This window comes from Micromonospora chalcea (assembly GCF_002926165.1).
In the GTDB taxonomy this organism is placed as follows: Bacteria; Actinomycetota; Actinomycetes; order Mycobacteriales; family Micromonosporaceae; genus Micromonospora; species Micromonospora chalcea.
The window spans coordinates 1-14,808 of the sequence record NZ_MAGP01000150.1 but is presented as its reverse complement, the minus strand read 5'-3'; the positions used below and the strand labels follow the sequence as shown (position 1 = coordinate 14,808).

At 74.1% G+C, this 14,808-nt stretch carries 14 protein-coding genes and 1 pseudogene; 12 read left to right on the top strand and 3 right to left on the bottom strand.

The window, feature by feature from the left end; all coding sequences use genetic code 11:
• Positions 1-115: 115 nt before the first annotated feature.
• The 3 genes from BAW75_RS25725 to BAW75_RS25715 are packed head-to-tail and all read left to right on the top strand — an operon-like array spanning position 116 to position 3,203.
• A complete protein-coding gene (locus BAW75_RS25725) occupies positions 116-835 on the top strand; it encodes an MBL fold metallo-hydrolase (protein WP_104115184.1) in 720 nt (239 codons plus the stop codon).
• A 40-nt stretch (positions 836-875) separates the two neighbouring features.
• Positions 876-2,216 (top strand): histidine--tRNA ligase, encoded by a 1,341-nt coding sequence (gene hisS, locus BAW75_RS25720; RefSeq protein ID WP_104115183.1) that lies wholly within the window; start codon positions 876-878, stop codon positions 2,214-2,216.
• Positions 2,217-2,267: 51 nt separating this feature from the next.
• Positions 2,268-3,203 carry an acyl-ACP desaturase gene (locus tag BAW75_RS25715; RefSeq protein WP_043324971.1) on the top strand — a complete coding sequence of 312 codons (936 nt, stop codon included), beginning with the start codon at positions 2,268-2,270 and terminating at the stop codon, positions 3,201-3,203.
• Positions 3,204-3,328: 125 nt separating this feature from the next.
• Here BAW75_RS25715 and BAW75_RS25710 read toward each other — a convergent pair whose 3' ends face one another.
• Positions 3,329-3,829 carry a PaaI family thioesterase gene (locus tag BAW75_RS25710; RefSeq protein ID WP_104115182.1) on the bottom strand — a complete coding sequence of 167 codons (501 nt, stop codon included), beginning with the start codon at positions 3,827-3,829 and terminating at the stop codon, positions 3,329-3,331.
• Positions 3,830-3,884: 55 nt separating this feature from the next.
• Between BAW75_RS25710 and BAW75_RS25705 the strand changes: the two genes are divergently transcribed.
• Complete coding sequence (locus BAW75_RS25705) at positions 3,885-4,358, top strand: winged helix-turn-helix transcriptional regulator (protein WP_104115181.1); 474 nt, start codon at positions 3,885-3,887, stop codon at positions 4,356-4,358.
• Between the two features lie 261 nt (positions 4,359-4,619).
• On the top strand, positions 4,620-5,666 hold the full coding sequence (locus tag BAW75_RS25700) for a S1 family peptidase (RefSeq protein WP_104115180.1): 1,047 nt from the start codon (positions 4,620-4,622) through the stop codon (positions 5,664-5,666).
• Between the two features lie 56 nt (positions 5,667-5,722).
• Here the strand turns inward: BAW75_RS25700 and BAW75_RS25695 are convergent, their stop codons facing one another.
• A complete protein-coding gene (locus tag BAW75_RS25695; RefSeq protein WP_233514690.1) occupies positions 5,723-6,421 on the bottom strand; it encodes a DUF998 domain-containing protein in 699 nt (232 codons plus the stop codon).
• Positions 6,422-6,570: 149 nt separating this feature from the next.
• On the opposite strand from BAW75_RS25695, the gene aspS reads away from it, so the two are divergent.
• From aspS to BAW75_RS25675, 4 genes are all read left to right on the top strand, one after another.
• Positions 6,571-8,376, top strand: a complete 1,806-nt coding sequence (gene aspS, locus BAW75_RS25690) for an aspartate--tRNA ligase (protein ID WP_104115178.1) — start codon at positions 6,571-6,573, stop codon at positions 8,374-8,376.
• A 68-nt stretch (positions 8,377-8,444) separates the two neighbouring features.
• Positions 8,445-9,254 (top strand): sugar nucleotide-binding protein, encoded by an 810-nt coding sequence (locus BAW75_RS25685; protein ID WP_104115177.1) that lies wholly within the window; start codon positions 8,445-8,447, stop codon positions 9,252-9,254.
• 61 nt (positions 9,255-9,315) lie between these two features.
• Positions 9,316-9,927, top strand: a complete 612-nt coding sequence (locus BAW75_RS25680; protein ID WP_104115176.1) for a winged helix-turn-helix domain-containing protein — start codon at positions 9,316-9,318, stop codon at positions 9,925-9,927.
• On the top strand, positions 9,924-11,336 hold the full coding sequence (locus BAW75_RS25675) for an MFS transporter (protein ID WP_104115175.1): 1,413 nt from the start codon (positions 9,924-9,926) through the stop codon (positions 11,334-11,336). Before BAW75_RS25680 ends, BAW75_RS25675 begins: the two co-directional genes overlap by 4 nt.
• A gap of 251 nt (positions 11,337-11,587) precedes the next feature.
• Here BAW75_RS25675 and BAW75_RS25670 read toward each other — a convergent pair whose 3' ends face one another.
• Positions 11,588-12,328, bottom strand: coding sequence for a GNAT family N-acetyltransferase (locus BAW75_RS25670; RefSeq protein ID WP_104115174.1), 741 nt, complete (start codon positions 12,326-12,328; stop codon positions 11,588-11,590).
• Between the two features lie 132 nt (positions 12,329-12,460).
• Between BAW75_RS25670 and BAW75_RS25665 the strand changes: the two genes are divergently transcribed.
• The 3 genes and pseudogenes from BAW75_RS25665 to BAW75_RS32665 form a co-directional block, all read left to right on the top strand.
• The gene (locus BAW75_RS25665; RefSeq protein WP_018785054.1) at positions 12,461-12,673 is read left to right on the top strand and encodes a hypothetical protein; all 213 of its coding nucleotides are present in this window, start codon (positions 12,461-12,463) and stop codon (positions 12,671-12,673) included.
• 74 nt (positions 12,674-12,747) lie between these two features.
• The gene (locus BAW75_RS25660) at positions 12,748-14,238 is read left to right on the top strand and encodes a replication-associated recombination protein A (protein WP_104115173.1); all 1,491 of its coding nucleotides are present in this window, start codon (positions 12,748-12,750) and stop codon (positions 14,236-14,238) included.
• 2 nt (positions 14,239-14,240) lie between these two features.
• Positions 14,241-14,808: pseudogene (locus BAW75_RS32665) on the top strand (hypothetical protein); the annotation flags it as partial.

Genomic DNA, 14,808 nt, shown 5'->3' with positions numbered 1-14,808 from the left:
CGAGGTCCCGTCATCTCAGCCCGGCCGGGGCGGACGGGCCCGGTGGCGGGCGGAACTCGCTCGCCGCTACGACTAGGCTGCAAGCAGACGACGACCGGACGGAAAGGGGAGCGACGTGCTCGTGGCCGGCTTTCCCGCGGACGCCTTCGGCACCAACTGCTACGTGGTGGCGACCGCTCCGGGGGAGCAGTGCGTGGTGGTCGACCCCGGCATCGGGGTGCTCGACCGGCTCGACGCCGTGCTCGCCGAGCATCGCCTGCACCCGGCCGCCGTGCTGCTCACCCACGGCCACCTGGACCACACGTTCTCCGTCGCCCCGGTCTGCGGCGCGCGGGGCATCCCCGCCTACGTCCACCCGGACGACCGGGAGCTGCTGGCCGACCCGAGCAAGGCGCTGTCGATGGACCTGACCCAGCTGTTCGGCGGCCGGCTGCCGTACGCCGAGCCGGACGACGTGGCCGAGCTGACCGACGGCGTGACGCTGTCGCTGGCCGGGTTGGAGATCACCGTCGACCACGCCCCCGGCCATACCGGCGGGTCGGTGCTGTTCCGGTTGCCCGGCGCCGGCTCGCCCTGGGAGGCGGAGCAGATCTGCCTCTCCGGTGACGTGCTGTTCGCCGGCTCGATCGGCCGTACCGACCTGCCGGGCGGCAGCATGCCCCGGATGCTGTCCAGCCTGCGGGACAAGGTGCTCCCGCTGGCCGACGACACAGTCGTCCTGCCCGGCCACGGCCCCGCGACCACGATCGGCCGCGAGCGCGCGACCAACCCGTACCTCGTCGAGGTGGCGGGCACCGGCGGCGCGCGCCCGGCCGCGCCCACCCGAGGCCTCTAGACCCTCACCCGCGCCCGCGCGGGTTCTCAAGGAGTTCGTGATGAGCAAGCCCACGCCCATTTCCGGCTTCCCCGAGTGGACGCCGGCGCAGCGGATGATCGAGCAGTTCGTGCTCGACCGGATCCGCGCCACGTTCGAGCTGTACGGCTTCGCGCCGCTGGAGACCCGCTCGGTCGAGCCGCTGGACCAGCTCCTGCGCAAGGGGGAGACCTCCAAGGAGGTGTACCTGCTGCGCCGGTTGCAGGCCGACGCCGACGGGCCGGCCGGTGACGACGCGCTCGGCCTGCACTTCGACCTGACCGTGCCGTTCGCCCGCTACGTGCTGGAGAACGCCGGCAAGCTGCAGTTCCCGTTCCGCCGCTACCAGATCCAGAAGGTGTGGCGGGGTGAGCGCCCGCAGGAGGGCCGCTACCGGGAGTTCCTCCAGGCCGACATCGACATCGTCGACCGGGACACGCTGCCGGCGCACTACGAGGCGGAGATGCCGCTGGTCATCGGTGACGCGCTGCGGTCGCTGCCGATCCCGCCGGTGCGTATCCAGGTCAACAACCGCAAGATCTGCGAGGGCTTCTACCGGGGCATCGGGCTGACCGACACGGAGGCGGCGCTGCGCGCCGTCGACAAGCTCGACAAGATCGGCCCGGCCGGGGTGACGGAGCTGCTGGCGAGCACCGCCGGGGCGAGTGAGGCGCAGGCCAAGGCAGTGCTGTCGCTGGCCGAGATCTCCGCGCCGGACGCCTCCTTCGCCGACGCGGTGCGCGGCCTCGGGGTGAGCGATCCGCTGCTGGACGAGGGCGTCGCGGAGCTGGCCGCCGTGGTGGAGACCGCCGCCGCGCACGCGCCCGGCCTCTGCGTGGCCGACCTGCGCATCGCGCGGGGCCTGGACTACTACACGGGTACGGTCTACGAGACGCAGATGATCGGCTACGAGCGGTTCGGGTCGATCTGCTCCGGCGGCCGGTACGACAACCTGGCCAGCTCCGGCAACGTCCGGTTCCCCGGGGTGGGCATCTCGATCGGGGTGACCCGGCTGCTCGGCCTGCTCTTCGGCGCCGAGGCGCTGTCGGTGTCCCGTTCGGTGCCGACCTGCGTGCTGGTGGCGGTCACCGCCGAGGAGGAGCGGCCGGCCAGTGACGCGGTCGCGGCGGCGCTGCGCTCACGGGGTGTGCCGACCGAGGTGTCCCCGTCGGCGGTTAAGTTCGGCAAGCAGATCCGGTACGCCGAGCGGCGCGGCATCCCGTACGTCTGGTTCCCCGGCGCGGACGGCGACGAGGTCAAGGACATCCGTTCCGGTGAGCAGGTGGCCGCTTCGGCGGGCGAGTGGACGCCGCCCCGGGCGGACCTGAAGCCGCTGGTCGGCCCGGCCGGCACTGGCGTCTGAAGGCGTTTGGACCTACGGTGGCGTAAGTTACGCCACCGTAGGGAGAACGTCGTGACCGTGCTCAGCCAGACCGCTCTGCTCACCGAACTCGAGCCGGTGGTCGAGAAGAACCTCGACCGCCACCTGTCGCTGGCCAAGGAGTGGTTCCCGCACGAGTACGTGCCGTGGAGCGAGGGCCGCACCTTCGACGGCCCGCTGGGCGGCGAGGCCTGGTCACCGGAGGACTCGACGCTGCCCGACGTGGCCCGGACGGCGCTGATCGTCAACCTGCTCACCGAGGACAACCTGCCCTCGTACCACCACGAGATCGCCACCCTGTTCGGGCGCGACGGCGCGTGGGGCACCTGGGTGCACCGGTGGACCGCCGAGGAGGGGCGGCACGGCACGGCGATCCGCGACTACCTGACGGTGACCCGGGCGGTGGACCCGGTGGCGCTGGAGCGGGCCCGCATGGTGCACATGTCGGCGGGCTACCAGAACGTCCACGACCAGGAGATGCTGCACTCGCTGGCGTACGTGTCGTTCCAGGAGCTGGCGACCCGCATCTCGCACCGCAACACGGGCCGGGCCACCGGCGACCCGACGTGCGAGGCGCTGCTGGCCCGGGTGGCGGCGGACGAGAACCTGCACATGGTCTTCTACCGCAACCTGCTCGGCGCGGCGTTCGAGCTGGCGCCGTCGCAGGCCATGCGGGCGGTCGCCGACGTGCTGGCCAACTTCCAGATGCCGGGCGTGGGCATCGACGGCTTCGCCCGCAAGTCGGTGGCGATCGCGCTGGCCGGCATCTACGACCTGCGCCAGCACCGTGACGAGGTGGTGATGCCGGTGCTGCGTCAGTGGAACCTGTTCGACGTGACCGGCCTGAACGCCGACGGCGAGGCCGCCCGCGACCAGATCGCCGCCCACCTGGACATGCTGGAGACCCAGGCGTCCCGCTTCGAGGAGAAGCGCGCAGCCCGAGCAGCCCGCCTGGCCGCAACCCGCTGACCCCGCCCCCTCTCTCCCGCGCGATCTTGCACTCACGGCCCCCGCGAATGCCGCGAAACCGGCGCTGCGGGGGCCGCAACCGCAAGATCGCCGGACGCGGCGGGGTCGCGCGCGGGGTGCGGTGGTCAGGGGAGGGGGAAGATCAGGCAGGTTGAGGTGGCGTGGGCCACCAGGCGGTCGGCGGGGTCGGTCAGGCGGGCCTCGGCCAGGGCGGTGCGGCGGCCCCGCTGGAGCACCGTGCCCTCGCAGCGCAGTGTGCCGGTGTCGACTGTTACCGGGCGCAGGAACTTCACGTTGAGGTCGAGCGACGTGTAGCCGACCCCGGGCGGCAGCGTGGTGTGCACGGCGCAGGCCGCGGCGGTGTCCAGCAGCGTGGAGAGGACGCCGCCGTGCACCGTGCCGAGCGGGTTGTAGTGGAACTCCTGCGGCAGCAGCTCGACCGCCACGCGCCCCTCTTCGGCCTCCATTCGGGACATGTCGACGAGGTGCATGATCGGCGGGGCGGCCAGCTCGCCGGCGATCATCGCCCGCATCAGTTCCAGGCCGCTGCGCCGGCCCAGGTGGGCGGCCCCGGCGGCCGGGTCGGACCAGGTGAACGTGCGCGAGCGTTCCTGCGTCTGCGTCATGGACTCAGCCTGGCAGCGCGTTGCTGAGTCTGTCAATCAGACCTAGCCTGGTCGGATGAGACCCGCGGCACTGGACTGGTCGGTGGAGAACTGCACCATCGCACGCGCCATGGAGGTCCTCGGCGAGCGGTGGACCCTGGTCGTGCTGCGCGAGGTCTTCAACGGCGTACGCCGCTTCGACGACATGCGGGTGCGCACCGGCATCCCGCGCCAGGTGCTGACCAACCGGCTCGCCATGCTCGTCAAGCGCGGGGTGCTGCGTCGCGAGCCGTACCGGGAGCCGGGCAGCCGGCCGCGTCACGAGTACCGGCTCACCGAGATGGGGCTGGACCTGTGGCCGGTGCTCGTCGCCGTGCTCGGCTGGGGCGACCGCTACCTGGCCGACCCGGAGGGCTCCCCGCTGAGCGTGGCGCACCGTGACTGTGGCGCCGAGGTCCGGGTCGAGCTGCGCTGCGCCGAGGGGCACGAGATCACCGAGGCGCGCGACGTGCTGCCCCGTCCCGGCCCCGGCGCCCACCGCCGCGCCTGACCGCCCGCGCGCCTGACCGTTCGCCGCGCCTGCCCCCGGCACGTCGACGTGGGTCGATACCCGGCTCTGACACCTTGAGTCGATGTTGTTGCTGGGGCGTTACATCGGGCGCTGGTGCGAATCCGGGCAAAGCCATGTCTTGTTTACGATCTTAAATGTGTGAATACTTTGGGCACCCGGGCGGTTTCCCCAGGTCGCCCGGGTTGTCCTCGGGCGCGCCCCCATGACAGCGCCCGTTCACCCCCATCCGGAGGTTGTTACATGCGACCCACGAGGTCCACGCTCCGCCGCGCCGCCGCAGTCGCCGTTGCCGGCACCCTGGTCACCGCCTCGCTGCTCAGCGCCCCCGCGCAGGCCGCCCCCGCGGCCCTCTCGCCGGACGCCGCCGCCACCCTCGTCGAGAAGCTCGGCGCCCGCGCGGCCGGCACGTACGCCGACGCCAGCGGCAAGATGATCGTCACGGTGACCGACACCGCCACCGCTCGCCAGGTGCGCGACGCCGGCGCCATCCCGAAGATCGTGGCACGCGGCGCGGACAAGCTGAACGCCGCCACCGGCGAGCTGGAGCGCTCCGCCAAGATCCCCGGCACCGCCTGGTGGACCGACCCGGCCACGAACCAGGTCGTCGTCTCCGTCGACAGCACCGTCACCGGCGCCAAGCTGGAGCGGGTCAAGGCGGCCGCCGCCCGGCACAACGGCGCGATCCGCATCGAGGCCGAGGCGGGCGTGCTGAGCACCCGGATCTCCGGCGGCCAGGCCATTTACGCCGGCGGCGGACGCTGCTCGCTCGGCTTCAACGTGCGCAGCGGCTCGACGTACTACTTCCTCACCGCCGGGCACTGCACCAACATCGGCTCGACCTGGTACTCCAACTCCAGCCGTACCACCGTGCTCGGCACCCGGACCGGCACCAGCTTCCCGGGCAACGACTACGGCATCGTCCGGCACAGCAACTCGGCCAACGCGGCCGGTAACGTCTCGCTCTACAACGGCAGCACCCAGGACATCACCTCGGCCGGCAACGCCTACGTCGGCCAGTCCGTCCGCCGTTCCGGCAGCACCACCGGCGTGAAGAGCGGCAGCGTGACCGCGCTCAACGCGACCGTGAACTACGCCGAGGGCAGCGTCTCCGGTCTCATCCGCACCACCGTCTGCGCCGAGCCGGGCGACAGCGGCGGCTCGCTGTTCGCCGGCACCACCGCCCTGGGCCTCACCTCCGGCGGCAGCGGCAACTGCTCCTCCGGCGGTACCACCTACTTCCAGCCGGTCACCGAGCCGCTCAGCGTCTACGGCGTGAGCGTCTTCTGATCCACGCACTCATGAACGGGCCGCCGGTCACCCGGCGGCCCGTTCCGCGTACCCGCTCAGGCGCCCGCTCCAAGACGGCCCGGACCGATCGGCGGCCCGTCCGGGCGCGGCGGGTCCGACGGCCGGGCCGTCCAGTGCCGGTGGGCCCGCCGCGCCGACAGCACCGCCGCCAGCGGCCAGAGCGTCACCGCGAGCGCTGCCACCCGCTCGGCCAGCCCGGTCCGGGAGCCGCCGGTCACCTCCGCCACCGACCAGCCGAACAACGCCAGCAGCGCCGCCGTCACGGCCAGCGCCACCGGCCGGCGGAACGCCCACGGCGGCGTGCCGGCCGGGGAGGCGGCCACCTCGCGCGGGACTCTGCGGGGCAGCCGCAGCGCCGTCCCGGCCGGCCACAGCGACAACGCGAGCACCGCCACCGTCGCGACCACGCCGTGCGCCGGGGAGCCACCAACCTGCGGGCGGGGGAACGCGACCAGCGCGACGGTGGCCACCCCGCCGACCGCGAGCAGGAAGCGGCTGGGCAGCCCGGCGGCGTGCAGCGCGGCGGCGGTGGCGGCGTAGCAGCAGCCGAGCAGCACCAGCGCGCCGCCCATCAGCCACGGATCGGTCGCGCCCTCGCCGGCCAGCTCGCTGATCGTGTCCCGCACCGGGTCGTACCCCGGCCCCTGGCGGGCGCCCGCGACCGTCCAGCCCGTGACCAGCAGCGCGGGCGCGGCGGCCGCGGTGACCACGGCCCAGCTCGGTACGGCACGCACCCGGCCACGGTAGACCGCCGGACCCGGCCCGCACGGCGCTTTCGCCACCGCCGGGGCGGACCGGCTCGACGGGTGCCCGGGAGCGGGCCCGCCCGCCCTGACAGAATGCGGGGGAGCAGTGAGTGGACCAGATTGAGGAGACGCCAGCCGTGATCCGTACCCACAATGCCGGAAGCCTGCGCGCCGCGGACGCCGGCTCGACGGTGACGCTCGCCGGGTGGGTGGCCCGCCGGCGCGACCACGGCGGTGTCATCTTCGTCGACCTGCGCGACGCCTCCGGTGTCGTGCAGGTGGTCTTCCGCGAGGAGGACGCGCACGCGCTGCGCAACGAGTTCTGCGTCAAGGTCACCGGCGAGGTGACCCGCCGCCCCGAGGGCAACGAGAACCCGGACCTGCCCACCGGCGAGGTCGAGGTGACCGCGTCCGCGCTGGAGGTGCTCTCCGAGGCCGCGCCGCTGCCGCTGCCGGTGGACGACCAGATCGAGGCCGGCGACGACATCCGGCTCAAGTACCGCTACCTGGACCTGCGCCGGGGCGGCCCGGCGAAGGCCATGCGGCTGCGCTCGCGGGCCAACCAGATCGCCCGTGGTGTGCTGCACGAGCGGGACTTCCTGGAGATCGAGACGCCGACGCTCACCCGCTCCACCCCGGAGGGCGCGCGCGACTTCCTGGTGCCGGTGCGGCTGCAGCCGGGCAGCTGGTACGCGCTGCCGCAGTCGCCGCAGCTGTTCAAGCAGCTGCTCATGGTCGGCGGCATGGAGCGGTACTACCAGATCGCCCGCTGCTACCGCGACGAGGACTTCCGTGCCGACCGGCAGCCGGAGTTCACCCAGCTCGACATCGAGATGTCGTTCGTCACCGAGGACGACGTGATCGACCTCGGCGAGGCGATCGTCTCGGCGCTGTGGAAGGACCTCGCCGGCTACGAGATCGCCCGGCCGATCCCGCGCATCACCTGGCACGACGCCATGTCCCGGTACGGCTCGGACAAGCCGGACCTGCGCTACGGCGTGGAGCTGACCGAGCTGACCGAGTACCTGCGCGGCACCGAGTTCCGGGTGTTCGCCGGCGCGATCGACGCGGGCGGCTACGTCGGCGCGGTGGTCATGCCCGGCGGCGCGGCGCAGACCCGCAAGGAGCTGGACGGCTGGCAGGACTGGGCCAAGGCGCGCGGCGCGCGCGGCCTTGCGTACGTGGTGCTGGACGCCGAGACCGGCGAGCCGCGCGGCCCGGTGGCGAAGAACCTGTCCGAGGCGCACCTGTCCGGCCTGGCCGACGCGGTCGGCGCGAAGCCCGGCGACGCGATCTTCTTCGCCGCGAGCACGAACACCCGCGAGGCGCAGGAGCTGCTCGGCGCGGCCCGGATCGAGATCGCCAAGCGGTCGAACCTGATCGACGAGAGCGCCTGGGCGTTCTGCTGGGTCGTGGACGCGCCGATGTTCGAACGCACCGACGAGGGCGGCTGGACCGCCGTGCACCACCCGTTCACCTCGCCGAACGCCGAGTGGGTGGACCGGTTCGAGGACGCGCCGGACCGGGCGCTGGCGTACGCGTACGACATCGTCTGCAACGGCAACGAGATCGGCGGCGGCTCGATCCGTATCCATCGCGGCGACGTGCAGCAGCGGGTGTTCGACCTGCTCGGCATCACCGCCGACGAGGCGCAGGACAAGTTCGGCTTCCTGCTGGAGGCGTTCAAGTACGGCGCCCCGCCGCACGGCGGCATCGCGTTCGGCTGGGACCGGGTCTGCATGCTGCTGGCCGGCGCCGACTCGATCCGCGAGGTCATCGCGTTCCCGAAGACCCGCGGCGGCTTCGACCCGCTGACCGGCGCGCCCACCCCGATCACCAGGCAGCAGCGCGCCGAGGCCGGCATCGACGCCAAGCCGAAGGCCCCGGCCGGTCCGCACGCCGGCACCGCCGGCCCGGCCGCCCCGGTGGCCGACCCCGTCTGATCCTCGCTTTCCGGAACTGGCCCGCGTCATGATGACGCGGGCCTTTTTCGATCTTCGGGGGAGACGACATGAACCTGCTCGTGGTGGGAGCCAGCGGCTTCCTCGGCGCCGAGGTGTGCCGGCAGGCGGTCGCCGCCGGGCACCGGGTCGCCGGCACGTACCACCGCGCCGCCGTCGCGGTGCCCGGCGTCGCGCCGCACCGGCTCGACGTGACCGACCGCGCCGCCGTGCGGGAGCTGCTGACCCGGGTACGCCCCGACGCGGTCGTCGCCACCCCCTACCGGTACGACGACTGGGCGGTCACGGCGGACGGGGCGGCCCACATCGCGGTAGCCGCCGCCGAGGTGGACGCCCGGCTGGTGCACCTGTCCAGCGACGCGCTGCACGCCGGGCGGCCTGCGCCGTACGCGGACGAGGACGTGCCCACGCCGCTGCACGCGACCGGGGCGGCGAAGGCGGCGGCGGAGACGGCGGTGCGGGCGGTCGATCCGGGCGCGGCGCTGGTGCGTACCTCGCTGATCGTGGGGGAGGGCAGCAAGCAGATCCAGCTCTGCCGGGAGGCCCTCGCGGGGCGGGCCACGCTGTTCACCGACGAGCTGCGCTGCCCGGTGCACGTCGCCGACCTCGCCGCCGCGGTGCTGGAGCTGGTGCCGGGCGACTACGCCGGGCTGCTGAACGTGGCCGGGCCGGACGCGGTGAGCCGCGCCGAGCTGGGGCTGCTGGTGGCCCGGCACGACGGGGTGGATACGGGCGGGCTGCGGACGACCACGATCGCCGCCGCCGGGCTGCGCCGCCCGGGGGAGGTGGTGCTGGACTCCGCCCGCGCCGCGGGCCTGCTGCGGACCCGGCTGCGCGGGATCACCGAGCTGTACGGCTAGTTGCACAGATTCTTTGCAAGTATCTTGTGCATCGAAAGTGTGCACAGATATTGTGCATCTCATGGAGGAGAAGAAGCGCACCGTACGCATCGACCACCGTCAGGTCCGCGCGCTGGCCCAGCCGCTGCGCATGCGGCTGATCGGGGCGCTGCGCGTGGTGGGCCCGTCCACCGCCACCGCCCTCGCCGAGGCGCTCGGCACCAACAGCGGCGCGACCAGTTACCACCTGCGCCAACTCGCCGAGGTCGGCCTCGTGGTCGAGGACCCGAGCCTCGGCACCGGCCGGCAGCGCTACTGGCGGGCCGCGCACGATGTCACCAGCTGGGAGTCCAGCGACTTCGACGACGACCCCGACTCGCGGGCGGCCATCGAGTGGGTCGAGGCGGACTACGTCCGCTTCTTCGCCGGGCACGCCGAACGCTGGTTCGCCCAGCGGCACCGGTGGTCGCCGGCCTGGCGTGACGCGTTCGGCATGGGCGACTTCTTCATGCGCATCCCGGTGGACCGCCTCAAGGCGATCCAGGAGGAGGTCTTCGCGGTCTTCGAGCGGCACCGCGACGAGACCGACCCGGACGACCCCGACGCCGAGACGGTCCAGCTCTACCTCGCCGCCCTCCCGATGGACGCGGCGTTCCCCCGGTCCACCCCGCCACCCGCCGAGGAGAAGCCGTGACCGCGCTGTCCGTACGCCAGATCCGGATCCGCTACCTCACGCTGTACGGCCTGCGCTGGCTACCCAGCGGCCTGCTCATGCCGGTGATGGTCCTGCTGATGCAGGAGCGCGGCCTCACGCTGTCCCAGATCGGCCTGGTCGCCACCGCGCAGGGCCTCGTCGTGCTGGCGCTGGAACTGCCCACCGGCGGCTTCGCCGACGCGCTCGGCCGCAAACCCGTGCTGGTCGCCGCCTGGGCCATCGGCCTCGGCTCGCTGGCGCTGATGGCGGTGGCCGACTCGTTCTGGATGTTCTTCCTGGTCTGGGCGCTGCAGGGCGTCTACCGGGCGCTCGACAGCGGCCCGATGGAATCCTGGTACGTCGACGCCACGCTCGCCGCCGACCCGAAAGCCGAGTACGAACGCGGCCTCGGCTGGGCCGGCACCGTGATCGGTGTCGCCATCGGCGCCGGCGCCCTGCTCAGCGGCGGCCTCGTCGCGCTCGGCCCGGTCGGCCCGGTCAGCGCCCTCGCGCTGCCGGTGATCGTCGCCGCCGTGCTCCAGGCCGTGTCCATCGTGGCGCTGCTCGCGCTGATGGCCGAGCGGCGGCCCGCGTCCGGCCCGGCCGCGCTGCGCGCCTCCGTGGTCGACGCGCCCCGGATGGTCGGGCAGGCCGTCGGGCTGCTGCGCCGAAACCGGGTGCTGGCGGCCCTGGTCGCCGTCGAGCTGTTCTGGGGCTTCGGCATGGTCACCTTCGAGTCGCTGCTGCCGGTACGCCTCGCCGAGGTGCTCGACGACCCGGCCCGCGCCGCGGCGCTGCTCGGCTGCGCCGGTACGGCGGCCTGGCTCGCGAACGCCGCCGGCGCCGCGCTCACCCCGTTCCTGCTGCGCCGCCTCGGCGCCGCCCCGGCCGCCGCGCTGATGCGGATCCTCCAGGGCGTCACAGTGGTCGGCATGGGCCTGCTGGCCGGGCCGGTCGGCATCCTCATCGCGTACCTGGCCTGCTACACCGTGCACGGCGCGTCGAACCCGCTGCACATGGGACTGCTGCACCGGCAGGTCGACGGGCCGTACCGCACCAGCGTGCTGTCGCTCAACTCGATGGCCGGCCAGCCGGCCGGCGCTCTCGGCGCGGTCACGCTCACCGCGCTGGCCGACGCCACGAGCGTCAGCACCGCCATGATCGTCGGCGGGGTGGTGCTCGCCGTGGCCGCGCCGCTCTACCTGCCGGCCTGGCGCGCCGCCCGCCGTACCCCCTCGGCGGTCGATGTGACGCCGGAGGTGACGGGCGGCGGCCCCGGCCACGCCGGCCTGGCGTCCGAGCCGCCCCTCGACGCGGCGGACCGTGGCGCCGCCGTCGGCGCGGACGCGGCTGCCGTCACTGGCGGGCCCGGGCCGGTGGTCGTGCCGGCGTCACCCGGCCGCGACTGAGCCCTGCGGGCGTCGTCCGGCAGTGGTTGGGCCGTCCCGGCGTCCCGGCGTCCCGACGGCGGGCGTCGCCCGGCGGCGGCCGAGTGGTGCCGGCGTTGTCGGCAGCAACGTTCCCGGTATCGCCGTGCGGGTCACCGCCCCGCGGATGGAACGTCATGGGTGTCTCGGCTCCCGTTTGACACCCATGACGTTCCACTCACCGGTTCGACGCGCCCGCTTCCGATCGCAGCCCTGGCCGGGTGCCGGCAGCGTCAGGCCAGCTTGATCGAGGTGCGGCGTTCGGTGGCGGTGAAGCCGAGCCGCCGGTAGAGCCGGATCGCGCCCAGGTTGTCCGGGTAGACGCCCAGCGCCACCGTGTCGTACCGGGCGAACAGCTCGCCCGTCATGCCGGCGGTCAGCGCCGCGCCCAGCCCCCGGCCGCGAAGCCCGGGTGCGACGGTCAACCCGGCCAGGAAGCCGATGTCGGCGCGGCTGCGATCCGCGCCGCAGGCGAGCAGGCGGTCCCCGTCGCGGATCCCGTACCAGTCGACGATGCCCGGCTCGCCCGGCCGGGAGGTGGTGCTCGGGAACGCCTCCTCGATCAGCGCGGTCAGGGCGGGGTGGTCGGCAGCGGTGAGCCGCTCCACCCGCTCCTGCTCCGGCTGGTGCGGCGGCGGCGCGGTGGTCCAGAGGAAGTCCCAGTCGATCAGCCGGGCCACCGGCAGCCGCGCGGCCACCTCGTCCGGGTCGGCGTGGGGCAGGTTGATCGACTGACCGGCTCGCAGCGTCCCGTCCACCCGGTGGGCGGCGAAGACGTCGAGCGCCGGGCCGGGGGCGCCGACCGCCCCGCCGGCCGACCACTCGCCCGGCGGGAGCAGCCACCCGACCGCGCCGCCGTGCCGCCATCCGCGTAAGGCCTGGTCGTGCCGCAGCGCGTGCCGGGCGTACGGGTGGTCGCCGGCCGCGGCGAGCAGCGCCTCGCGCCCGGTCAGCGCCTCGTCGACAGTGATCATTGCGCCAGCCTACGAGCACCCGCGGCCCGTATCGGAGGCCGCCCAGCTCCTGTTCCAGGGTGGAGATTGACGAACAGACCGATTGGGTACATCCGTCGCCGACCTGCTGGGAACCCCCACCGGAGGAACGACATGCTCGCCATTCTCGCGGCCATCGTGTTCGGTTTCGCGCTGCTGCTCGACTTCATGAACACCGACCTCGGCGCGCCCGATCTGTTCAGCACCTCGACGCTCATGCTCATCGGCTTCCTGCTGCTCTCGCTCTACCTGGCCGGCGTCGGCTCCGGCCCGCGCGGCGGCGGTGGCGGCCGCTGGTACCGGGGCCGGCGGCCGGGTCGCGGCTGACCGGAAACGACCACCCGGGTCGGGTCGGCGGCGCGATTCCGGCGCCGTCGGCCCGGCCCGGTACTGTTCTCGTGATGGAATCGGACGCCCTCTTCACCCTCGGCGAGCCCGCCGGAGCACCCGCGGGCGCGGGCGGCGCCGACGGCTTCACCGACGCCCGGGCGGACTCGCCCCTGCCGGTGCGGATGCGGCCGGCCGGCATCGACGAGCTGGTCGGGCAGGAGCACCTGCTCGCACCGGGCGCGCCGCTGCGTCAGCTGGTCGAGGGCGCGGCGCCGATGTCGGTCATCCTCTGGGGGCCGCCGGGCAGCGGCAAGACCACGATCGCGCATCTCGTGGCCCGGGCCACCGACCGGCGGTTCGTGGCGATGTCCGCGCTGACCGCAGGTGTGAAGGACGTCCGCGCGGTGATCGAGACCGCGCGGCGGCAGCGCCGTTCCGGCGGCCCGCCGACGGTGCTGTTCATCGACGAGGTGCACCGGTTCAGCAAGACCCAGCAGGACTCGCTTCTCGCCGCCGTCGAGGACCGTACTGTCACGCTGCTGGCGGCGACCACGGAGAACCCGTACTTCTCGGTCATCTCGCCCTTGTTGTCGCGGTGCGTGCTGCTCACCCTCCAGGCCCTCGACGACGACGACGTACGCGGGCTGCTGCGCCGCGCGGTCGCCGACGAGCGCGGCCTCGGCGGCGCGCTGGTGCTGGCCGAGGAGGCGGAGGACCACCTGGTCCGGCTCGCCGGGGGCGACGTGCGCAAGGCGCTCACCGCGCTGGAGGCGGCGGCGGCCACCGCGACCGCGCTCGGCGCCGGCCGGATCGACCTGGCCGTGGCGGAGCAGGCGGTCGACGTGGCGGCGGTTCGCTACGACCGCGACGGCGACGCGCACTACGACGTGACCAGCGCGTTCATCAAGAGCATGCGCGGCTCCGACGTGGACGCGGCGCTGCACTGGCTGGCCCGGATGCTGGTGGCCGGCGAGGACGCCCGGTTCATCGCCCGCCGGCTGGTGATCTTCGCCAGCGAGGACGTCGGAATGGCCGATCCCACCGCGCTGACGGTCGCCACGGCGGCCGCCCACGCGGTCGAGTACGTGGGCCTGCCGGAGGCGCAGCTCAACCTGGCCCAGGCGGTCATCCACCTGGCCACCGCGCCGAAGTCGAACTCGGCCACCGCCGCGATCGGCGCCGCTGTCGCCGACGTACGCGCCGGTCGTGGCGGCCCGGTGCCGCGCGGGCTGCGCGACGCCCACTACTCCGGCGCGCGCGGACTCGGGCACGGGGCCGGCTACCGCTACCCGCACGACGACCACCGGGGGGTGGTCACCCAGCAGTACGCTCCGGACGACCTCGTCGGGACCGACTACTACCAGCCCAGTGGGCACGGCGCGGAGCGGGCGGTGGCCACCCGGCTGCCGCTGCTGCGCCGGATCGTCCGTGGGCTGCCGGCACCGGCGACCCGGGCGGAGGCCGGCGCCCCGGCCGCCGTGAACGGGGCCCGGGTGGGTGGCGGCGAGCAGGCCAGCGGGGCGAGTGAGGGCGGCAGCGACGCCGCCGAGGGGGGTCAGTAGTGATGGCGCGTGGTCCGGAGCGGCCGGCGGACGGCCCCGACGAGCGGCGCGATCCGCGGGCCAAGGGCCGCCGGTGGGGACGCGGCCGGGCCGAGCCCGAGCTCGACCCGACCGTCGTCGGCGAGGAACTCGGCTGGATCGACGATCTGCGTACGGCCAAGCAGCAGGGCGGCGAACTCGGACCGGAGGGGGATTCCTCCGCGCCCGCGCCGGGCCGGCCGGGAGCAGCACCGGGCCCGGCCGCCGGGCCCGGCATGCCTCCGCCGGCCGCCGGGCCGGGGATGCCCGCCCGGTCCGCTCCGCGGCCACCGGCGCCGGGCCCGCAACCACCCGGCCGGCCGGGTCCGCAGCCGCCCGCGTCCGGTCACCCGGGCCCGCAGCCGCCCCTGGCCGGTCACCCGGGTCCGCAGCCACCCGTCTCCGGTCGGCCCGGCCCGGCGGCGCCTCCGTCGTCCGCCCGGCCCGGTCCGTCGTCTCCCGCCGCCCCGCCCCCCGGCCGTCCCCAACCGGCCGGGCCGGTGCCGGACGGCCGCACCGACCCGACGCAACCGCCCGTTTCCGGTCGTGGCG